24 protein-coding genes are annotated in these 21,651 nt (G+C 41.5%); 19 read left to right on the top strand and 5 right to left on the bottom strand.

Annotation, left to right across the window (positions count from 1 at the left end; translation table 11 throughout):
- The first annotated feature begins 74 nt into the window (after positions 1-74).
- The 4 genes from noc (at position 75) to NST73_RS19285 (ending at position 3,759) form a co-directional block, all read left to right on the top strand.
- Positions 75-950: a nucleoid occlusion protein gene (noc, locus tag NST73_RS19300; protein ID WP_024718432.1), complete on the top strand. Its 876-nt coding sequence runs from the start codon at positions 75-77 to the stop codon at positions 948-950.
- A gap of 128 nt (positions 951-1,078) precedes the next feature.
- The gene (locus NST73_RS19295; protein ID WP_041508097.1) at positions 1,079-1,912 is read left to right on the top strand and encodes a YiiX/YebB-like N1pC/P60 family cysteine hydrolase; all 834 of its coding nucleotides are present in this window, start codon (positions 1,079-1,081) and stop codon (positions 1,910-1,912) included.
- Positions 1,913-2,150: 238 nt separating this feature from the next.
- Positions 2,151-2,912 carry a sporulation initiation inhibitor protein Soj gene (soj, locus tag NST73_RS19290; protein ID WP_008360890.1) on the top strand — a complete coding sequence of 254 codons (762 nt, stop codon included), beginning with the start codon at positions 2,151-2,153 and terminating at the stop codon, positions 2,910-2,912.
- On the top strand, positions 2,905-3,759 hold the full coding sequence (locus NST73_RS19285; RefSeq protein WP_144680337.1) for a ParB/RepB/Spo0J family partition protein: 855 nt from the start codon (positions 2,905-2,907) through the stop codon (positions 3,757-3,759). The genes soj and NST73_RS19285 overlap by 8 nt, the downstream gene beginning before the upstream one ends.
- A 25-nt stretch (positions 3,760-3,784) precedes the next feature.
- On the opposite strand, the gene yyaC is transcribed toward NST73_RS19285, so the two are convergent.
- Positions 3,785-4,411: a spore protease YyaC gene (yyaC, locus tag NST73_RS19280; protein ID WP_135009457.1), complete on the bottom strand. Its 627-nt coding sequence runs from the start codon at positions 4,409-4,411 to the stop codon at positions 3,785-3,787.
- A 72-nt stretch (positions 4,412-4,483) separates the two neighbouring features.
- Between yyaC and NST73_RS19275 the strand changes: the two genes are divergently transcribed.
- Entirely contained in the window at positions 4,484-5,539 is a 1,056-nt protein-coding gene (locus NST73_RS19275) for a hypothetical protein (RefSeq protein ID WP_079919768.1), read from the top strand.
- Positions 5,540-5,564: 25 nt separating this feature from the next.
- Here NST73_RS19275 and NST73_RS19270 read toward each other — a convergent pair whose 3' ends face one another.
- Complete coding sequence (locus NST73_RS19270; protein ID WP_007497462.1) at positions 5,565-5,975, bottom strand: hypothetical protein; 411 nt, start codon at positions 5,973-5,975, stop codon at positions 5,565-5,567.
- Between the two features lie 15 nt (positions 5,976-5,990).
- On the bottom strand, positions 5,991-7,310 hold the full coding sequence (locus NST73_RS19265; RefSeq protein WP_039169028.1) for a phage hydrolase: 1,320 nt from the start codon (positions 7,308-7,310) through the stop codon (positions 5,991-5,993).
- Positions 7,311-7,604: 294 nt separating this feature from the next.
- Here NST73_RS19265 and NST73_RS19260 point away from each other — a divergent pair, with 294 nt between their 5' ends.
- The 10 genes from NST73_RS19260 to wrbA all read left to right on the top strand — a co-directional run bounded on the left by NST73_RS19260 (position 7,605) and on the right by wrbA (position 15,511).
- Positions 7,605-7,811 carry a DUF951 domain-containing protein gene (locus NST73_RS19260; RefSeq protein WP_008347561.1) on the top strand — a complete coding sequence of 69 codons (207 nt, stop codon included), beginning with the start codon at positions 7,605-7,607 and terminating at the stop codon, positions 7,809-7,811.
- A gap of 215 nt (positions 7,812-8,026) precedes the next feature.
- Entirely contained in the window at positions 8,027-9,127 is a 1,101-nt protein-coding gene (ychF, locus tag NST73_RS19255; RefSeq protein ID WP_007497458.1) for a redox-regulated ATPase YchF, read from the top strand.
- Between the two features lie 108 nt (positions 9,128-9,235).
- Positions 9,236-9,523: a 30S ribosomal protein S6 gene (gene rpsF, locus NST73_RS19250; protein ID WP_008347557.1), complete on the top strand. Its 288-nt coding sequence runs from the start codon at positions 9,236-9,238 to the stop codon at positions 9,521-9,523.
- 36 nt (positions 9,524-9,559) lie between these two features.
- Positions 9,560-10,102 (top strand): single-stranded DNA-binding protein SsbA, encoded by a 543-nt coding sequence (gene ssbA / locus NST73_RS19245; RefSeq protein ID WP_007497456.1) that lies wholly within the window; start codon positions 9,560-9,562, stop codon positions 10,100-10,102.
- A gap of 41 nt (positions 10,103-10,143) precedes the next feature.
- Positions 10,144-10,383 carry a 30S ribosomal protein S18 gene (rpsR, locus tag NST73_RS19240; protein ID WP_008347556.1) on the top strand — a complete coding sequence of 80 codons (240 nt, stop codon included), beginning with the start codon at positions 10,144-10,146 and terminating at the stop codon, positions 10,381-10,383.
- Positions 10,384-10,582: 199 nt separating this feature from the next.
- Complete coding sequence (locus NST73_RS19235; protein WP_342499292.1) at positions 10,583-11,548, top strand: ABC transporter ATP-binding protein; 966 nt, start codon at positions 10,583-10,585, stop codon at positions 11,546-11,548.
- Entirely contained in the window at positions 11,541-13,058 is a 1,518-nt protein-coding gene (locus NST73_RS19230) for an ABC transporter permease/substrate-binding protein (protein WP_342499291.1), read from the top strand. Before NST73_RS19235 ends, NST73_RS19230 begins: the two co-directional genes overlap by 8 nt.
- A gap of 190 nt (positions 13,059-13,248) precedes the next feature.
- The gene (locus tag NST73_RS19225; protein WP_172793269.1) at positions 13,249-14,220 is read left to right on the top strand and encodes a ring-cleaving dioxygenase; all 972 of its coding nucleotides are present in this window, start codon (positions 13,249-13,251) and stop codon (positions 14,218-14,220) included.
- Positions 14,217-14,828, top strand: a complete 612-nt coding sequence (locus NST73_RS19220; RefSeq protein WP_024718443.1) for an alpha/beta hydrolase — start codon at positions 14,217-14,219, stop codon at positions 14,826-14,828. Before NST73_RS19225 ends, NST73_RS19220 begins: the two co-directional genes overlap by 4 nt.
- A 59-nt stretch (positions 14,829-14,887) precedes the next feature.
- Entirely contained in the window at positions 14,888-15,511 is a 624-nt protein-coding gene (gene wrbA / locus NST73_RS19215) for an NAD(P)H:quinone oxidoreductase (RefSeq protein ID WP_045034926.1), read from the top strand.
- A 48-nt stretch (positions 15,512-15,559) separates the two neighbouring features.
- Here wrbA and katX read toward each other — a convergent pair whose 3' ends face one another.
- Complete coding sequence (gene katX / locus NST73_RS19210; protein ID WP_008347541.1) at positions 15,560-17,149, bottom strand: catalase KatX; 1,590 nt, start codon at positions 17,147-17,149, stop codon at positions 15,560-15,562.
- 106 nt (positions 17,150-17,255) lie between these two features.
- Here katX and NST73_RS19205 point away from each other — a divergent pair, with 106 nt between their 5' ends.
- The 3 genes from NST73_RS19205 to NST73_RS19195 all read left to right on the top strand — a co-directional run bounded on the left by NST73_RS19205 (position 17,256) and on the right by NST73_RS19195 (position 19,414).
- Positions 17,256-17,912 (top strand): hypothetical protein, encoded by a 657-nt coding sequence (locus tag NST73_RS19205; RefSeq protein WP_342499290.1) that lies wholly within the window; start codon positions 17,256-17,258, stop codon positions 17,910-17,912.
- 149 nt (positions 17,913-18,061) lie between these two features.
- On the top strand, positions 18,062-18,556 hold the full coding sequence (locus tag NST73_RS19200; protein ID WP_007497431.1) for an RNA polymerase sigma factor: 495 nt from the start codon (positions 18,062-18,064) through the stop codon (positions 18,554-18,556).
- Positions 18,557-19,414, top strand: coding sequence for a DUF3298 and DUF4163 domain-containing protein (locus NST73_RS19195; RefSeq protein ID WP_144680328.1), 858 nt, complete (start codon positions 18,557-18,559; stop codon positions 19,412-19,414).
- 44 nt (positions 19,415-19,458) lie between these two features.
- Here NST73_RS19195 and NST73_RS19190 read toward each other — a convergent pair whose 3' ends face one another.
- Positions 19,459-20,388, bottom strand: a complete 930-nt coding sequence (locus tag NST73_RS19190) for a manganese-dependent inorganic pyrophosphatase (RefSeq protein WP_144680326.1) — start codon at positions 20,386-20,388, stop codon at positions 19,459-19,461.
- A 303-nt stretch (positions 20,389-20,691) separates the two neighbouring features.
- Between NST73_RS19190 and NST73_RS19185 the strand changes: the two genes are divergently transcribed.
- On the top strand, positions 20,692-21,639 hold the full coding sequence (locus NST73_RS19185) for a YybS family protein (protein WP_039169015.1): 948 nt from the start codon (positions 20,692-20,694) through the stop codon (positions 21,637-21,639).
- Positions 21,640-21,651 lie beyond the last annotated feature (12 nt).

Raw genomic sequence — 21,651 nt, 5'->3', positions numbered from 1 at the left:
TATGATTTTACAGAAGGAAAAAACATGAGAAAATAGAATTATAAAAAGGTAGTTTTTAAAGGTGGTGTAGGTTCATGAAGCATTCACTCTCACGCTTCTTCGGGCTTGGTGACAAAGAACATCCTGAGCGTGATACCGAAATAGAGGCAGAGATTGCTGAGCATGAAACATTAAAGGAAGAGATACAGGAGCTCCCGGTCGACACAATTATGCCTAACCGTTTTCAGCCACGCACCATTTTTTCAGAAGAAAAGATACAAGAGCTGGCCACAACCATTCATACCCATGGCATTATTCAACCGATTGTTGTTAGACCAACAGAAGAAGAAGGAAAATATGAACTGATCGCCGGCGAAAGACGTTGGAGAGCGGTACAAACTCTTCAATGGGAGAAGATCCCCGCTATTATAAAAGATTTTACTGATACGGAAACGGCATCTGTGGCATTGATTGAAAATTTGCAAAGAGAAGAGCTGTCTGCAATTGAAGAGGCTCATGCTTATGCACGTCTTTTAGAGCTTCATGATTTAACGCAAGAAGCGCTTGCTCAGCGTTTAGGTAAGGGACAATCGACTGTTGCAAACAAACTAAGACTTTTAAAGTTGCCTGAAGAGGTACAGCAAGCCATTTTGGAGAAAAAAATCTCAGAGAGACATGCCCGTTCACTTGTACCTCTAAAGCTGCCAGAATTACAGATCACGCTGTTGCAGGAAATCATCGAAAAGCAGCTGAATGTGAAACAGACTGAAGAGCGTGTAGTGAAGATGCTTGAACAAAAAACAGATCGCAAACCGAAGCCGAAACGTAAGGCGTTTAGCCGAGATACGCGAATTGCGATGAATACCATTCGTCAGTCTCTCCACATGGTAGAAGACAGCGGACTTAAAATAAATACCGAGGAAGAAGAATTTGAGGAATATATCCAATTAACGATTCGAATTCCTAAATAGAAAGAAGCTGATGAGCATTACTCGTCAGCTTTTTTGTCTTTCTCTCCCTTCAATTCATGATATTTACTTATTATTAATTAATTGGTAAAATATGATTTTCATAGTAGAAGGGAGGTGACATATAACCGATGAAAATGAAAAAGACTATTTTTGCTATTATCTGTTATTTACTAATCTCTTTTTCTCTTTTTTCAAATGAAACGACTGTGTTTGCTGTGAGCACGTCAACGAATCATGATACCCATTCAGCGGAAGAAACGATTACGAAAGAAGAACTGAGTACTCTGAAGAAACAAGGTGTGGTTTCGACAGATGTAACGGTTCAACAATTAAATCAAGAGCAAGCGTCTCAGGACGATGCGATCGATGTGATCACAGCTGATGATGATTTGGAGAACTATGGTTTAAGGCAAAACAAACAGGATGAAATGGTAACAGATGAAAGACCGAATACCATTCGCCATCTTTTTGGTAAACCGTATCCTGGAACCGATATTATGCCTCAAAAAGGGGATATATTGGTGACGAGCACTGGTGCTTTGAATGGTTTAATTGGTCATGCAGGCATCGTCATTAATGAGAAAAGCTATGCATCCATTCCTGGGTTCCGGCAGCATCCCAATATTGATTCCATTCAAAGCTGGTTTCGCTATAGTGCCAATACAAAGGTGATTCGGATTAATCATCAGGAAAAGGCAGATTTAGCTGGGGATTGGGCGCACGATTACGTGAAAGACCATCCGAAGGCTCGATATTCGATCACTATGTCTATTCAATCTTTGGACCCTACATATTGTTCAAAGATTGTATGGCAGGCTTACGCGAAAACCGGGGACGCTGTTGGACATGCCACATTTACCATTAAAGCACCCTATGGGTTTTTGAAAAAGAAGAACTATAAAACAGTGACACCTAAAGTCATTGTGAGCGAAGGTCGTAAAATTGGCGGATTAAACTTTTGATTGTATCTCCCTCACTTTTCATGAAAAGTGGGGTTTTTTTGTCTCGTTATTTTCTTTGAAAAGATATATCAATATATCTTTAGAACGCATTTTTATGCAACTATTCATGTACGGAAACACAGATTCATTCACGAATTTATAATGGGGGAACAAAAAAAGCAAACGTTTCATACTTTTTTTGATAGAATAGGAAGTATGAATGAATGAGAAACTTGTTAAGTTGAAAGTGGGTGACATCGTGGGGAAAATCATAGCGATTACCAACCAGAAGGGCGGCGTTGGGAAGACGACAACTTCTGTTAATTTGGGTGCGTGTTTAGCATACATAGGAAAACGAGTGTTGTTAGTTGATATTGATCCGCAGGGAAATGCCACGAGTGGTATTGGGATTGAGAAGGCAGACGTAGAGAAGTGCGTGTACGATATTTTAGTAGACGATGCAGATGTACTTGATGTGATTAAGACGACAGAGGTCGAAAATCTTGATGTCATTCCTGCGACGATACAGCTTGCAGGGGCTGAAATAGAGCTTGTGCCTACAATCTCACGTGAAGTGAGGCTGAAGAGAGCACTTGAATCTGTGAAGCAAAATTATGATTATATGATTATTGACTGCCCGCCATCACTTGGATTACTGACGATTAATGCGTTAACTGCATCCGATTCTGTTTTAATACCGGTTCAGTGTGAATATTATGCGCTTGAAGGATTGAGTCAATTGTTGAATACGGTTCGTCTTGTGCAGAAACATCTAAATACCGACCTTGCCATTGAAGGTGTCTTACTGACAATGCTTGATGCAAGAACAAACCTTGGAATTCAAGTCATCGAAGAAGTAAAAAAATACTTTAGAGATAAAGTCTATCAGACCGTGATTCCGAGAAATGTGAGACTAAGTGAAGCGCCTAGTCATGGGAAACCTATTATCTTGTATGATCCACGTTCAAGAGGTGCAGATGTCTATTTAGACTTAGCAAAGGAAGTGGATGCGAATGGCTAAAGGTCTTGGAAAGGGTATTAATGCGCTATTTAACAATGTGGATTCCAATGAAGAAACTGTCGAAGAAATTAAGTTGAAGGATTTACGGCCGAACCCTTATCAGCCAAGGAAAACGTTTGATGATGATGCCTTGTCTGATCTCAAAGAATCGATTCAGCAGCATGGTGTTTTACAGCCGATTATTGTTCGTAAATCGATTAAAGGATATGACATTGTCGCAGGAGAACGCCGTTTCCGTGCAGCACAACAAGCTGGTTTGACAACGATTCCTGCGATCGTCAGGGAATTTTCAGAAACACTGATGAGGGAGATCGCTCTTTTAGAAAACCTGCAGCGTGAGGATCTATCTCCACTAGAGGAAGCGGAAGCCTATGCGTCCTTGCTGGATCATCTCAGTGTGACGCAAGAGGAATTAGCCAAGCGATTAGGGAAAAGCAGACCGCATATTGCGAACCATCTCCGTCTGTTGACTTTACCGGATGACGTACAAAAGCTGATTGCGGATGGAACATTATCCATGGGACATGGACGCACGCTGCTTAGTTTGAAAAACAAAAAGAAGCTGGCGCCATTGGTAAAGAAGGTCGTGGACGAAGGATTGAATGTCCGTCAGGTTGAGAAACTTGTTCAGCAATTAAATGAAAATGTTCCACGTGAAACAAAGAAAAAAGAAGCACCAAAGGATCGCGTGTTGAAAGAAAGAGAATCTTTCTTACAAAATTACTTTGGTACTTCAGTGACGATCAAGAAACAGAAGAAAAAAGGGAAAATTGAGATTGAATTTCTCTCAAATGAAGATTTAGAAAGAATCCTTGAATTGCTTTCTACGAGAGAATCATCGGAATGACCATCTTGATATGAGATGGTCTTTTTTATATTCTTCCCGTGATATTTTGAATAGGGGTAAAGAGAGAACGGCTTTTTTCTCTCGTCCAATCCATTTGATCAATGTGGGATAGACTTTCAGAAAGTGTATTGGCCATAGACATTACAAGATGAAGACGTGTGTTTTGGAGAACGAAGTATTCCATAAAACCGCTCACGTTGACGATTCCATTAATATGAATATTTCCTACTTCTGGTAGATCTTTTTGCACACCTGCACCGGGCTTTAACGGTCCTTCTCCAATTTGAAACGATCCTACACTTTTCACTCTCCCTAAACAGGCATCAACGGCTACGATAAATGGGTGTTTATGAGCTTGTTCAATTTCAGCGAGCTTTTCCTTTAAATTGACCGCATGCACTGGGTCAGAGAGAGTGCCGTATACATGCAGCTTTTTTAAATCAAGACTTGAAAGCTTTGTTCCTACAAGTGGACCTAGAGAGTCACCGGTTGAGCGGTCTGTTCCTATGCAGACGATGGCAACGGGTCTTTTTCCTGCTTTCTGGAGATGCGAGAATAAAATACTTTTAAGCTGCTGAATGGCATTTGTATCCGTATGGGACACGTATTCTTTCACCCTATTTCTTAAAAAAAGACCGTTCTTGCTATTCATAGGTCTCACTTCCTTGTCATAGTAGTTAGTATCAGTATACGGAAACAAGCTTAATTCTATACCTATGAGGTGATGATTGTGTGGAAGGCTGGTTCAAGGTGGACGCTTTTAATTTTAGGAAGCTTGATAGGAGCGGGATATGCCTCCGGTCAAGAAATTTGGCAGTTTTTTGGCCTTGATAGCGGACTAGCCATTCTACTGTTTACGCTCATGTTTATGCTGTCTACCTATGTGGTGTTAAAAATCAGTTATGAGGTTCGTGCCGATCATTTTGTGCCGGTGTTAGAGCGTCTTGTAGGTCCTTGGCTGGCCAAGGTGTATGATATTTTAATTGTTCTTTATCTATTCACGACAACAACAGTCATGATTGCCGGTGGCGGGGTGACACTTGAGATGTATCATGTGCCATTTTGGGTTGGAATCGGTGCATTTTGTTTATTTTCATTTATGATTTTTTTCTGGGATGTGAAAGGGCTCTTATCTGTGAATGCTTTCATTATACCAATTTTGGTGGCGGGGCTCATCTATGCGTTTGTTTTTTATTATATGAATCATGATCATATGTGGAGAATTGATTTTGGCCAGCAATACAATTGGCCTGCCAGTATCGTCTTTGCTTCTTTGAATATATTATCTGTTGTGGCGGTGCTGTCTTCAGTGGGGAAAGAAATGAAGGGGCTTGGAGAGGCCAAGGTTGCGAGTATATTAAGCGGTTTGATTTTTGGTGTCATTTCTTATGTGTATAACGAAATACTAGTTGATATTTCTGGGAGTCTTTCAGCAGAGGGGATTCCTTTGTTTACAGTATTAGAGGGGGCACCAACATCATTGTTTGTGTTTATGACCATTGTTCTTTGTTTAGCGATTTATACAACAACCGCTGCGGGATTATTTGGTTTATCCAGCCGCATGCTCTCTTTTGTACGAATGCCCCGCTGGTTCATTGTATTCATCATGCTTCTTTTGATGGCACCTTTAACCTCTCTTGGATTTGCTGATTTGATTGCTTTCTTGTATCCGATTTACAGCTTGCTCAATCTTTATTTGCTTGTCTGTTTAATGCTGTATCCGATTTTAAGTAAAAAGATATTTTTTCGTTCTAAAAATTATACTGATAAAATAAAATAAACACCTCTCTTTTAAAGAGAAGTGCTTATTTTATCCGAATGGAATCAATCGCTTCCTTGATATCGTCATATACAGGCATGTGCTGGAGACGCTGCATGCGTTCCTCTATTTCTGAGATGGCTTGTCCCTTTAAATGCTGGGATACATGCTGTTTGACAATGGTTGTCTGGTTCATCATGTCTTCTGTTTTGGACAATTGGTACTCCAAGTGCATGCGTGTGTTTGCCAATTCATCGTGAAGCCGCATTTTCAGCAATCGCTTTAAATCTTTTCGTTGTCCTTCTCTGCGCATGGCCTGAATAGCGGCAATTTCTTCAGGTGATTGCGATTGTGTTTGTGGTGCAGATTGACTTTCGAATACAGACATGGAGCGGCGGGCACTCACATTTTGCAAGAAACGCTGGGCGTCACTAGGAGGTTTATTTTGATTGATCATATGGCGGCTCCTTTCTTAACGAATACCCATTTGCATCGCAAGGCGTCTATCTGCCTTGGCATAGTCATCACCCATTGTGTACATATGTCTTGAAAGGGTGGAAAGTTCTTGTTCGTAGTCTCTCAAGGTGTACAAGGCATTCAGTTGTTTTTCATGAGAATAAAAGGATGATTGCGGCTGCTCCATCCTTACTTCCTCTAACAGTGCTTCTACATCGCTATGGGTTAATAAATCATAGTGACCAAAGCCGACAAGTCCTTTCAGTTCTTGTTTTACATGATGGACGGCATCTTTTACACTATCATCAATTCCATCTATTTTCTCAAATACAGTGTGTACTTCATGTTCAATAATACTTTGTAGATCATAAGATGAATTTTTTAGTAAATGGGATTTTATGATAATTTCAAGCCCGCTTTGTGCATATGCACGGCCTGAATGGATTTCTTGTAAAAGCATCGCTGTAAAACTTGTATTGTGATCAAGCTGTTCATCTAAAATACGAGCGGTTCCATTTGAATGGAATGAATACCCATTTACTTTAAACTCTCCTGAAACGAGAGCTAAAAATGCATTTGTATCAAATGATTCGTTCCATTCTATATTCATTGATGCAAAAGCTGATCTTAAAAAGGTGTCAATTTCTCTTGGTTTATATTTTATGGATTCTTGGACCGATCCCTGCTCCCGGGGCGGTACGGTGTACTTGACTTGTCCAACTCCATGATCATGGCGATTGAGTAAACCTACATAATGATTGGGTTGAATATATTCTGTGAGAACATGGGTGTATTTTCCTTCTACTGCTTTTTGCTGAATGGAAGGTGCCAGGCTGCTCCATATATTTGGGCTATCGAATGTGATGGCTTTTTTGACAGCTGGCTGTTCTGTTGCAATATAAGCACAAACAGCACCGGCAAGCGCTTGTCCAGTGAGATAGATGGTTGCATTCGGGTGCTTCTGACAGACGTCCTCGATGTATTCCTTCCCTTTAAAAAAGACATGATCTTGTTTTCCGGCTAAGGATTTTCTTTCAATGGGGTAGGCATAATCCGTTTTTAACAATGATTGGGTAGCCGTTTGAACATCTTGTGTCGATGTCACCGTCATTTGTTTTGGCAGAGGACAGTGAAACGCGACAATGAACTCATCTGACTGTTCCTGCTGCATCGTTAAACCATATAATTGATGATCTATTTTTAGAAAATCGTTGACAGTGAGCGTATGCTGACCTACTTCTATCGTATGGTTCTGCTGGTAATTCTCTGCGTTTCCAGCGTGATCGGATATGATTTTATAATCTTTGTCGGTTAATCTATCCTTTCGATTGACCATCGTACCTGCTCCCTCACATAACATTTATGCAGATATCATAAATCAAAAAATATGGAAAAACCACAGCGTTCTACCAATAAAAACCTTTTGACCTACAGTGTTTGTGACAATATTGAAAAAAAGCGGAGTTTAAGTAACTATTGGTCACAAATAAAATGATCTAAAAGAAGGGTTTTTTCTATAAAAAAGAACGGGATTGATACATGACAGCGGCTCTTTATTTTGTGCATTGCTCTCCATCGGCGTTTTTTTGTACAATAGATTTAATGAAGTGAGCAAGAGAGGTGAATGCTGATGGCAGACAAAGCATTTGGGTTACATGACGTCGTTGAAATGAAAAAACCCCATCCATGTGGTGCCAATCGGTGGAAAGTCATTCGTTTGGGCATGGATATTCGTATTAAATGCGAAGGGTGTGGGCACAGCGTGATGATCCCAAGAAGAGATTTTGAACGAAAAATGAAGAAAATTCTCGTCAAGCATGAGGAGCCAACTGCTTAAGTAGGCCTCATGCTTTTTTGATGAAATTTGTCTTTTGTTCAGAGAAACAGTTGCAATTTCTTATTTTAAAGCTCCGATTTAGTCTTTTTGGTAATGTTTCTTCTATTGAAAATGCATGATGGTTAGCTTGTCTTTTCATGTAAACCTACTTATAATTGCTCTAGGTTCATATTACGCAGTATAACGAGCACGTTTCATATAGAGGAGATGAAAGAATGGCTTTAACAGCTGGTATTGTTGGCTTACCTAACGTCGGGAAGTCAACGCTATTTAATGCAATTACACAGGCTGGAGCGGAGTCTGCTAACTATCCGTTCTGTACCATTGATCCAAACGTCGGAATTGTAGAAGTTCCAGACGAGCGTTTGCAAAAACTAACAGAATTAGTGCAGCCAAAAAAGACAGTTCCGACTGCTTTCGAATTCACTGATATTGCTGGTATTGTGAAAGGTGCATCTAAAGGAGAAGGTTTAGGAAATAAATTCCTTTCTCATATTCGTCAAGTAGATGCGATCTGTCACGTGGTGAGAGCTTTTGCTGATGATAACATTACACATGTGTCAGGTAAGGTTGACCCAGTGTCAGATATTGAAACGATTAATTTAGAATTGATTTTGGCTGATCTAGAAACGGTTGAAAAGCGTTTAACTCGTGTGAGTAAGCTTGCGAAACAAAAAGATAAGGAAGCTGTAGCTGAATTTGATATTTTGGAAAAGCTGAAGGACGCATTTGAAGCTGGAAAATCTGCAAGATCGGTTGAATTTACAGATGAGCAGCAGAAGCTTGTGAAGCAGCTTCATTTACTCACGTCAAAACCTATTCTGTATGTAGCAAATGTGAGTGAGGACGAAGTAGCAGATCAGGACGGAAACGAATATGTACAGCAAATTCGTGAGTTTGCATCTGGCGAAAACGCTGAAGTCATCGTCGTTTGTGCGAAGATTGAGTCTGAAATTGCAGAGCTTGAAGGAGAAGAGAAGCAAATGTTCCTTGAAGAGCTAGGCATCAAAGAATCAGGTTTAGATCAGTTGATCAAAGCGTCTTATTCACTTCTTGGCTTAGCTACGTATTTCACAGCAGGTGAGCAAGAAGTACGTGCTTGGACATTTAAAAAAGGAATGAAGGCACCAGAATGTGCTGGAATCATTCATACGGACTTCGAGCGTGGATTTATTCGTGCTGAAACGGTTGCTTATGAAGATTTACTAGCTGGCGGAAGTATGTCTGCTGCAAAAGAAGCAGGAAAAGTTCGTTTAGAAGGTAAAGAATATATAGTGAAAGATGGAGACGTCATTCATTTCCGTTTTAACGTATAGGTTCTTGTCATAGGCCAAGTAATTTGTTATAATATACAATTGTGAGTAATATAATTTATTGCTCCTTGCCCGTATAGGGCCGCTTAGACCAAAAGGAGGTGCAATCAGATGAGAAAGTACGAAGTTATGTACATCATCCGCCCAACAGTTGACGATGAGGCTAAAAAAGCAGTTATCGACCGTTTTAATAACGTGTTAACTTCTAACGGTGCGGAGATCACTGGAACAAAGGATTGGGGTAAACGTCGTCTTGCATACGAAATCAACGATTTCCGTGAAGGCTTCTACCAAATCGTAAACGTTCAATCTGACGCTGCAGCAGTTCAAGAATTTGACCGCTTAGCTAAGATCAGTGACGATATCATTCGCCACATTGTTGTTAAAGAAGAAGAGTAAATCATTGAAATATATATTTAAAGGTGGTCTTTCAATATGCTAAACCGTGTTGTATTGGTCGGAAGACTAACAAAAGACCCTGAGCTTCGCTACACGCCTAATGGTGCGGCTGTAGCCACGTTTACTCTAGCTGTGAATCGTACGTTTACGAATCAATCTGGAGAGCGTGAAGCCGATTTCATTAACTGTGTTACTTGGAGAAGACAAGCCGAGAACGTGGCTAATTTCTTGAAAAAAGGAAGTCTTGCCGGTGTAGACGGTCGCTTGCAGACAAGAAACTATGAAAACCAGCAAGGACAGCGTGTCTTCGTGACAGAAGTTCAAGCTGAAAGTGTTCAATTTCTTGAGCCTAAAAGCGGCGGTGCTGGTTCAGGTGGATACAGCGGCGGTGGCAATAGCGGAGGCCAGTATTATGGCGGCAGCCAAAATGATCAGAATCCATTTGGAAATGAACCAAGTCAAAATCCATATGGCAATCAAAACAACCAAAATCGTAATCAGGGAAATAGCTTCAATGATGACCCATTTGCGAATGATGGTAAACCGATTGACATCTCCGATGATGATTTGCCATTCTAATTGATCTGAAAAAAATGACCAAAGGAAAGGTGTGAAAACAAATGGCAGGTGGACGCAGAGGCGGTCGTGCGAAACGTCGTAAAGTATGTTTCTTTACTTCTAACGGAATCACGCACATCGATTACAAAGATGTTGATCTTCTTAGAAAGTTTGTTTCTGAGCGTGGTAAAATTTTACCTCGTCGTGTAACAGGAACTAGCGCTAAGTATCAACGTAAATTGACATTAGCGATTAAAAAATCACGTCAAATGGCATTACTTCCATACGTTACTGGTGAGTAAGTCGTTGACTTAAAAGCGAAGGGCCTTGAGCTCTTCGCTTTTTTTATTTGTCTCACTTTTATGAGAAAGTCGTTTCTGGCAGTCTAACTAGGGGAAGTATGTAAAAAGAGAGTCAACGTGACAGTTTGTTCTATACAAATACTAGGTTAATCTGTCATATTGGTATTTTAAAATATACTTGCAGTCAGGGCGTGGGAAGATGATTGAATTTAAGAATGTATCGATGCAATTTTCTGATGACCGCTATGCCGTTCAATCTGTTGATTTGGAGATTCAGAAAGGTGAATTCCTTGTATTGATTGGACCTAGTGGAAGCGGGAAAACGACGACTTTGAAAATGATCAATCGTCTCATCTCTTCTACAGAAGGTGAGATTTACATAAAGGGTCGAACCATCAGCGATTATGATATTTATGAGCTGCGCTGGGATATTGGTTATGTGCTTCAGCAAATAGCGTTGTTCCCTCATATGACCATAGAAGAGAATATTGCTGTAGTGCCAGAGCTGAAACAATGGAAGCGGACTGAGACGAATCAGCGTGTTGATGAGTTGATGTTCATGGTGGGGCTTGAGCCAGCTACCTATCGACATCGAAAGCCAGCAGAGCTTTCAGGAGGACAGCAGCAGCGAGTCGGCGTAGCACGGGCACTTGCTGCTGATCCTGAGATTGTCCTAATGGATGAACCTTTTAGTGCGTTAGATCCACTGACGAGAGAGAAATTACAAGATGATCTGCTTGAGTTACAGCGCCGTATTCAAAAGACCATCGTTTTTGTGACACATGATATGCAGGAAGCCATGAAGCTTGGGGATCGGATATGTGTGATGAATGAAGGAAAAGTGGTGCAGGTTGGACGCCCAGAGGAATTGATTCAGCATCCAGTGAATCCATTTGTGCGGGAGTTTGTTTCAGGAGCTGCCCGTCATGGAGACCATCAAGCATTTGAGCTGACAACTATTTCTCAGCCCATGCCTCAAGATGATCTGTTAGGCGATGAGGTGGTCTCCATCCATGCGACGCTGGAAGAGGTTCTATCTCGACTGGCAGAGCATGAAGAGCTTGTTGTTGAGAAGGATGGGGAACGGATCGGACTCATCACTCGTCAAGCGGTGATTCAGTATTTAGCCGGTACTTCTGCTGAGAGGGGCGAGACACATGAATGAATGGACCAGTGTGCTATGGGCTCGAAAAGATCAGCTCGGACACGCCTTACTTGAGCATATTCAAATTTCCTTCATTGCGTTATTTCTAGCGATTTTGATTGCCATTCCATTAGGGATTTATTTAACGAGAGTCCCTAAGATAGCAGAGTGGATCATTGGGGTGACGGCTGTCTTGCAGACAATTCCGTCTTTGGCGCTGCTTGGACTGCTGATTCCTCTCGTTGGGATTGGTCAAGTGCCTGCAATTATCGCTCTTGTCGTCTATGCTCTTCTTCCTATTTTAAGGAACACATATACAGGCATTCGTGAGGTCGATCCGTCGCTGCGGGAAGCGGCGCTCGCTATGGGAATGAATCACCGCAAACGCTTATTAAAAGTAGGACTCCCTCTTGCTATGCCTGTGATCATGGCAGGTATCCGAACGGGGATGGTCCTCATTGTAGGGACAGCCACTCTTGCAGCTCTTATTGGGGCAGGTGGATTAGGGAGTCTGATTCTGCTTGGAATTGATCGAAATGATATGTCGTTGATCATCATTGGTGCTATTCCAGCTGCATTACTTGCGCTCTTATTTGATGTGGTCTTGCGGACACTTGAGAAAATCTCCTTTAAAAAAACCGTGATCTCTGTGACGGTATTTGCTGTAATAGCAGGAGCAGTTGTCGCTGCCCCATTGCTGTTTCAACAAGAAAAGAAAGAGATCACCATTGGAGGGAAGCTGGGGTCAGAGCCTGAAATTTTGATCTCCATGTATAAGCTTTTAATTGAGCAGGATACAGATATCCAAGTCAATCTTAAGCCTGGTCTTGGTAAGACGTCCTTTGTTTTTCAAGCACTGCGGTCTGGTGATATTGACATCTATCCTGAATTTACAGGGACAGCGATTTCTGAATTTCTGAAAGAAACAGCGAAAAGCACGGATAAGGAAAAAGTGTATGAGCAAGCGCGCCAAGGTTTGGCGTCATCCTTTCAGCTTCAGCTTCTTCAGCCGATGGCTTATAACAATACATATGCTTTAGCCGTGCCTCAATCACTAGCGGATCAATATGATTTATCAAAAATTTCAGATCTTGGTCAAATCAAGAATCGTATACGTGCTGGCTTTACTTTAGAGTTTTCTGATCGTCAGGATGGATATTTAGGCATTCAAAAAGCTTATCAGTTTTCTTTTGACGATGTGGTCACGATGGAACCGAAACTTCGATATCGAGCCATTCAAAAAGGGAATATTCAGTTGGTCGATGCGTATTCGACAGACAGTGAATTGAGACAATACAAGTTGAAGGTGCTTGATGATGACAAGCATGTTTTCCCGCCCTATCAAGGAGCGCCCTTGCTAAGACAGGAGACATTAAAAGAGTATCCTGAGATTGAGGCCTCTCTCAACAAGCTCGCTGGTCAAATCACAGATGATGAGATGAGAGAAATGAATTACGAAGTCAATGTGAAGGGGAAAGATGCATTCCAAGTAGCCGAAGCCTATTTAAAAAAGAAAAAATTGCTTCAATAATCAAGGAGAAGCAGGTCTGCTATATATAAAGCGGCCTGCTTTTGAAAAGAAAAAAACAAAAATCATTGACATCTATTTCAAAAAAGAATATCCTTAATTCGAGATAAATATATTTTTTGGTCATATATCTCGAATTCGAGATAATATAAAAGCGTCAGTCAAGACATAATGAGTAGGGACATGTTACGTCATGAAGAGGAGGTCATTAGAAGTGAAGAAAACAGAAGGAATTCACCATATCACAGCAATTGTTGGTCATCCTCAGGAGAACGTTGATTTTTATGCAGGTGTTTTAGGTCTGCGTCTCGTGAAAAAGACCGTCAATTTTGATGATCCAGGCACATACCATTTATATTTTGGAAATGAAGGAGGTTCTCCAGGTACCATTATTACGTTTTTCCCTTGGCCAGGTGCACAAAAGGGACAAATTGGAGCAGGTCAAGTAGGTGTGACAACATATGTCGTACCGACCGGTGCCTTCTCTTTTTGGAAGGAACGCCTTGAGCAGTTTGACGTTTCTTATGAAATGATTGAACGCTTTGGTGAGGCCTTTCTCTCATTTGAAGATCCGCACGGTTTATTGATAGAACTTGTAGAGCGTGAAGAAGGAAAACAGAATGACTGGACATTTAATGGGGTGACACCAGAAGTAGCGATTAAAGGGTTTGGCGGAGCTGTTTTATTAACTTCACAGCCTGAGCAAACGATGCAGCTACTAGAGCAAACGATGGGACTTGAAAAAGTCGGCACAGAAGGAGATTATGTGAGATTCCGTTCGTTTGGAGAAATCGGCAATGTCATTGATGTGAACAAGACACCTGTTGCACGAGGACGTATGGGCGTGGGAGTTGTACATCATATTGCGTGGAGAGCAACAGATGATCAGGATCAATTAGATTGGCAAAGCCATATTGCGCAAAGCGGATATCAAGTGACGCCTGTGCAAGATCGAAATTATTTCAATGCGATTTATTTTAGAGAGCTTGGCGGCATATTATTTGAGATTGCGACCGATCCTCCAGGGTTTGCACACGATGAATCTGTGGAAACGATGGGTGAAGCGTTGAAACTGCCACCGCAATATGAGGCGCAGCGTAGTCAAATTGAACAAATCGTGCTGCCGATTGAGGTAAGAGAAATCAAAGGGAAAGGAGATTCATGATGAAGCATCTTTTTCAAAAAGGAAAGAATGAACAAAAGCCTGTCCTTCTCATGCTGCATGGAACTGGCGGGACAGAGCAAGACTTATTGCCGCTTGCAGAAGTGGTAGACCCTGAAGCATCTGTTCTTAGTGTGAGAGGAAATGTATCAGAAAACGGCATGCCGCGTTTTTTCAGGCGTTTGGCAGAGGGTGTTTTTGATGAGCAAGATTTAATTGAGCGTACAGAGGAATTATATACATTTATCGGAGAAGCAGCAGATAAGTATGGATTTGATCGTCACAATGTGGTAGCCATTGGCTATTCAAACGGGGCGAACATTGCTGGAAGTCTGTTATTCCATTACGGAGATGCGCTGAAAGGAGCGATCCTGCATCATCCAATGGTCCCAAGACGAGGGGTTTCATTACCTTCATTAGCGGGGAAACAAGTCTTTATAGCAGCTGGTGAAAATGACCCAATGTGCCGTCCTGAGGAATCTCAGGAACTGGAGCAACTGCTTCAGGAGGCGGGAGCATCCGTAACGCTTCATTGGGAAAATCGTGGACATCAGCTAACGAGAGAAGAAGTCGATGCTGCGGCATTGTGGTATCGTCGTCAATTTAAATAAGGTGGGGAATACAGGTGGGATTTTTACAGAAGCTATTTGGGCAAACCAAACAAAAGGAGATGGAACAAGTGGAAAACGTAAAACTAGCGATTATTTATTATAGTTCAACAGGTACAAACTATCAGATGGCAAAATGGGCTGAGGCTGGAGCGAAAGAAGCTGGTGCTGAAGTCAAAATTTTAAAGGTTCCTGAATTGGCACCAGAAGCAGTTGTTGCATCAAATCCAGCATGGAAAGCACATTTAGATGAAACAAAAGATGTCCCTGAAGTTCAGTTAAGTGACTTAGAGTGGGCAGATGCCATTATTTTCAGCATGCCGACACGTTTCGGTAACTTACCGGCTCAAATGAAGCAATTCTTAGACACAACAGGCGGTTTATGGTTCCAAGGGAAACTAGCAAACAAAGCAGTGAGTGCGATGACATCTGCACAAAACCCTAATGGCGGACAGGAGCAAACTGTTCTGAGCCTTTATACAACGATGTTCCACTGGGGAGCCATTATTGCCGCTCCTGGATACACGGATGATTCCTTATACGGCGCAGGGGGTAACCCTTACGGTGTGAGTGTGACTGTTGACCAAAATGGAAAGATCCAAGAGGATGCAGAAGCAGCCGCAAAACATCAGGCGAAACGTACAGTGAATGTAGCAGAATGGATCAAAAAAGGTCAAAACGCTTAATAGATGTATACAAAAAGAATGCAGCCACTCCGCTGCATTCTTTTTTCATTAATAAGGATCTGAAGGTGTGCTGTTGTTGATCGCATCGTTGACAGCCTGTGCCGCGCCTGTTGAGCCAATGGGACCGCTTGGCTCCTCTTGTTTGAAGGCTTTTAAGCCATCGGCCACACGTTTTCCGTAGTCAGGATCAGCTTTTGTGAAGTTTTCGATCATTTGGTCTTGGATGTCTTTTTGGCAGGTAGCTAAGGTGTTGACTAAGTTTTTAATCAGTTCCTCACGTTCCCAATCATTGAAGCGACGATAGGTTTCTCCGGCTTGTCCGAAATTGTTCGGGCGGTCAATGGCTTCCCGCTTGACTTCACCCTCTACAAAAGGCGTATGATCCTTTCCATCTTGCTGCGCTTCTTTTAATCCCCCGAGAATGGACGGTTCATAATTCACATGGGGGTTTTGTCCTTTTCCTTGATCCACATGATATTCCATTTGCCCATCTCGCTGATTGGTGGCAACATGCTTTTTCGGGGCATTGATCGGCAGCTGTAAATAATTTGGCCCGACTCGATATCGCTGCGTATCAGAGTAAGAGAAGGTACGCCCTTGCAGCAATTTATCATCTGAGAAATCTAATCCGTCTACAAGAACCCCCGTCCCAAAGGCAACCTGTTCCACTTCTGCAAAATAATTTTCTGGATTTTTGTTTAACACCATTCGTCCGATCGGTTTCCATGGATAGTCATCCTTGTACCAGAGCTTTGTCGGATCGAGTGGATCAAAGTCTAGATGGGGGTGGGTGTCATCTTCCATGATTTGCGCGTATACTTCCCATTCAGGATGATCCCCTTGTTCAATGGCTTCATATAAATCCTGTGTGGCATGATTAAAGTTTTCCCCTTGAATGGCTTGGGCTTGTTCTTGTGTCAGGTTGCGAATTCCTTGCTTTGGTTCAAAGTGATATTTGACCAACACTGCTTTTCCTTCATGATTCACCCATTTATAGGCATGGACGCCAGAGCCTTGCATGTGCCGGTATGTGGCAGGAATGCCCCATGGCGAGAAGAGAAATGTCACCATATGTGTTGCTTCAGGTGATTGTGAAACGAAATCAAAAATGCGCTCACCATCCTGACGATTGGTGACAGGGTCAGGCTTAAAGGCATGAACCAAATCAGGGAATTTCAAAGCATCTCGAATAAAGAAAATTTTGAGGTTGTTCCCAACGAGATCCCAGTTGCCGTCTTCTGTATAAAATTTGATCGCAAATCCCCGCGGATCGCGTAAAGTTTCTGGTGAATGTCCGCCGTGAATAACAGAAGAGAATCGAACGAAGACAGGGGTCTTTTTTCCTTTCTCCTGAAATAATTTGGCTCTTGTATAAGTGGAAATGGGTTCGTCACCGAATGTACCGTAGGCTTCAAAGTATCCGTGTGCGCCGGCACCTCGTGCGTGAACGACACGTTCAGGGATGCGTTCACGATCAAAATGACTGATTTTCTCTAGGAAATCGTAGTTTTCAAGCGTAGTCGGCCCTCTATTCCCAACGGTTCTCATGTTTTGATTATCTGTTACCGGGTGACCTTGGCGATTCGTCAAGGTTTCTTCTGACTCTGAAGATGATGTAGGCTGTTGATCTTCTTTCAAGGTAGAATCCCTCCTTCAATATCTCCTTAACAATATGGTCATGTTGTTCCCTATTTCATACAAGGATTGATATAATGAGTGAAAACTTTTATGAGGAGCGGACCTAATGATTCGATTGCACTGCCTTCACGCACATCCATCTAATATTTCTTACATTGACGACGCTTTCTATGACACAGGATTTGATCTGCATCACATCGTCGATTCATCCTTTATGGAACGAGCCAAACAAGATCCCGCATTTGATCTTGAACAGCAGCAAACCTATGCTATCAACAGACTCATGCAAGAAGGAGAGGCTGATCTTGTTTTATTAACGTGTACACAATACATTGCGGCTTTGGGGGAGCAGCAGCACCTGTTCAAACAACCAATTGTTCCGATAGATGAGCCGTTATTTGAGCAGATTTGTGAGCGAGAGGGTCCGCTTCAGCTGGTGTTTTCAAACCCAGATACAGTAGAAGGAACGATGAAGCGACTGTCTTCATATGTAAAAGAGCAGGGAAAGCAGTTAAAGGCAGAAGTGGTTGTGCTAGAGGATGTCTTTCATCTTTGCTTGAACGGTGATATACAAGCCTACTATGAGCGAATTATGGAACAGTTAAGGCGATCTGTGAAGCAGCATGGAGATATATGTGTGATGCAGCTCTCGATGGTTCACGCTGCAAAGCAGGTGGAGCAGGAAACAGGAGTGTCCATCATTCATCCGCTTTCACCACTTAAACCATTTGTTTATCAAAAAATAAAGGCTTTAAAAGAGTGAACCCGTCAGGTTCGCTCTTTTTGTATAGAAACGTAAATGGGATGACATGTTAAAAAAATAATGGAGCGCAAACTATTTTTAACAGGTGCGCGTCTATCCAATGTAAGAAATAACAGATGCGCATTTAAGATAAAGGAGCTCTTTGTAAAATGAAGAAACGAAAGATTGATGATCAATTTGCGGATTACGTAATGGAGCATAAACACAGTTTTTATCGATTGTCCTATAGCTATGTCAAAAACCCAGAAGATGCGATGGATGTCGTTCAAGAGGCGATTCATAAAGCACTCAAATCTGTTCACCGATTAGAGGATGCGACCAAGATGCATAGCTGGTTTTATAAAATCGTCGTAAACGCTGCCCTCGACTTTTTACGAAAGAAGAAGCGTGTGCAAGTGACGGACGATGACACGCTGGAATTTTTATCACAGGGTGAATCGGATGTCTATGAGGATCAAGATGTCAGACGAGCGATAGAAGATTTGCCGGAGATGTATCGGGTCATCATTATATTAAGATTCTTTGAGGATTTAAAGCTAGAGGACATTGCTCATATTCTTGGAGAAAATGAAAACACCATTAAAACAAGATTATATAAGGCGTTGCGGCTTTTAAAAGTAGAATTATCGCAGGAGGAAATATAAATGGATAAGCATTTGGAACAGTTAAAAGAGGAATATCTAGAAATCCCTATTCCCCCGGAATACGATGCTATGGTTGAACGGACATTAAAACGAAAAAACAAGCAACCTCATTTTCAGAAATGGACGATCGGACTTGTTGCTGCAGCTGCTTTATTTGTCACCACTGTAAATGTTAGTCCGCAGGCAGCAAGAGCGATTTCAGAAGTACCCGTCATTGGAGAGCTTGTGAAAGTCGTGACGTTCACAGAATTTAAAAAGAGCGATCAGGGAACAAATATTGATCTCAAAACACCACATGTTTCAGGGCTTGGGAACGGAAAATTACAAGACAGCCTGAATCAAAAATATTTAGCTGAAAACAAAAAGCTGTATCAAGATTTTGAAAAGGAAACAAAGGGTTATAAAAATGGTCATTTGAGTGTAGAGAGCGGATATGAGGTAAGAACAAACAATGATCAAATTCTTTCACTAGGTCGATACAAGGTGACGACTCAGGCTTCTGCGGCAGAGGAAATGACATATGATACGGTGGATAAGAAAAACCATGTACTCATTACATTACCAAGTCTGTTTAAAGATGACCGTTATATTGATGTGATTAGTGAAAATATTAAAGAACAAATGAAGAAACAGATGAAAGAGGATTCAAATAAGATTTACTGGATGACGAAGCAAGATACGGTTGATCCGTTTAAGAAGATTCAGCCAGATCAAATCTTCTATATCAATTCAAAAGGCAAACTGGTGATTTCCTTCAACGAATATGATGTGGCGCCTGGTTACATGGGTGTAGTTGAATTCACGATTCCAACAAGCGTGCTAAAGGATATTCTTGTCAGCGATATGTACATTCATTAAAAGAAGAAAAAAGACTGCTGAAGATGTCAGCAGTCTTTTTATGTTTATGAAGAAAGTGCGTCTGTTAGTGCAGGCACGACTTGTTTCTTTCTTGATACAACACCTTTTAGTAAAGCAGTGTTGTTTTCAAGTGTGACATTAAATGCTTTTTCTACTTTTGCTGCTTCAGCACCAAGGGCAAGCGCAAGAGAGTCATTTTCTAGAATGTCTGTGATCACTAAAACAAATAGATCAAGACCTTTCGCTGCGATGACTTCATTGATTTTTGCTTCGATGTCAGCTTGTCTTGCTGTTACTTCAGCGATATCAACTGTATTAACTTGTGCAATTTCGACTTTGCTGTTTCCTAGTGCAAATTCTTTTGCATCCAGTGTGATTAATTCTTGAACTGTTTTTTGGCTTAGGTCAGCTCCTGCTTTCAGCATATCTAAACCATATACTTTAGGGTCTACTCCTGCGATTTTTGCCAGTTCATGCGCAGCATCAACATCCTGCTGTGTGCATGTTGGGGATTTGAATAGCAAGGAATCAGAAATGATCGCAGACAAAAGCAAACCAGCGATTTCTTTTTCAATTGTGACTTGGTGCTCTTTGTACATTTTGTTTAAGATCGTTGCTGTGCAGCCAACTGGCTCAGCACGATAGTAAAGAGGTTCACTTGTTTCAAAGTTGGCAATACGGTGATGGTCAATGACCTCTGTCACTTGTACTTGATCAATATCGCTTACACTTTGTTGGAATTCGTTATGATCGACAAGAATGACTTGTTTTGTTTCGTTTGCAGCCGTTTCAATGAAACGAGGTGCTTCTTGTTTAAAGAAATCTAATGCGTATTGTGTTTCTCCATTGATTTCTCCAAGTCTGACAGCTTCTGCTTGAACGCCAATTTTGTTTTTCAGATCAGCGTAAGCGATAGCAGAGCAAATCGTGTCTGTGTCAGGGTTTTTGTGTCCGAATACGAGTGTTTTTCCCATGTGAATTCTCCTTCTTACTTTTATTGATGATGTTTCTATTCTAACAGCTTTTGACCTTGAATTCAGGGTTTATAGCTAAGAATAATCTAAAAAATTGTAACATGCTGTCTGAAAAGTTGCATGTACAAGACGATCTAAGTTGTTCCACGTGAAACGCTCTTGGAATAGCCTGCATTTTACTTGCGATTTACGGCTATGGTAAAATAAAGGTTGGGTCAAGATATGACGGAGCGTACATCGTACGTATACATAGAAGTACACATTGAGCAAGATATAGAAAAATGATTGGATTGAGGTGAAGGTGTGAAACAAACAAAAGCGTTAGTAGAAGGCGCTATCATGATCAGTATTTTTGCGGTCATGACGCTGTTTTATTTGTATGTGCCACTTTTAGCCATTATTTTCTTCATGGCTGCTCCGATTCCGATCATTCTCTATACAATCAGGCATGGCTTGAAAAAAGGAATTGCGGCTGGCGCTATTGGCATAGTGATCAGCTTTTTAATTGGGTCTATTAATGGGCTGTTAAGTGCGCCAATGCTGATTGCTGTTGGAGTAGGTATGGGTGTTTTCTACAGAAGGAGGCAGCCAGGTCAGGCTATTATTACGGGTGCGCTGATCTACTTATTCAGTTTTCTCATTTACTTTGTTGTCAGTGTCCAGCTGTTTCAAGTAGATATACTGGGTGTCGCAAAGGAATCAATTGACCAAATCATGCCGATGGTAGAGAGTACCTTAAAACAATCTGGCGCTACTGATCAGGACATAGCAAAACAACTCAAGCAGTTTAGAGAGATGCAGGATACGGCATTAAATTCTTTACCTGTAGCGCTTTTGATTTTTGTCACGCTCATGTCTTTCGTCAATCATTGGTTTGTGCGGCCGTTGATCAAACGGTTTGTTCCAGACATGCCAGCTCTTAAGAAATTTAAGGATATGCGGTTGCCAAAAAGCATGGTATGGTATTATTTACTCACACTGCTTTTGATGCTGATTCAGCCGGAGAAAGGCAGCTTTTTATCGCTCGTGCAAACGAGTGCTTTTCAAATTTTATTTATACTGGTGCTTATTCAGGGCTTTTCTTTTATCTTCTATTATTGCCACGAAAAAAACATCTCAAAAGTGGTACCCATTTTTGCCGTCGTATTGACGATTCTCTTTCCGCCAATCGGTGTGATTGTGCGTATTATAGGGATTGCTGACATAGGCTTTGATTTAAGAGAAAAAGTAAAAACAAATAATTCACTCTGAATGTTGAGGAGT

The organism is Bacillus sp. FSL W7-1034 (assembly GCF_038593365.1).
GTDB classification, from domain to species: Bacteria; Bacillota; Bacilli; order Bacillales; family Bacillaceae; genus Bacillus; species Bacillus altitudinis.
Note: the sequence above shows the minus strand (reverse complement) of the source record. Positions and strands in the feature narration are given on the sequence as shown.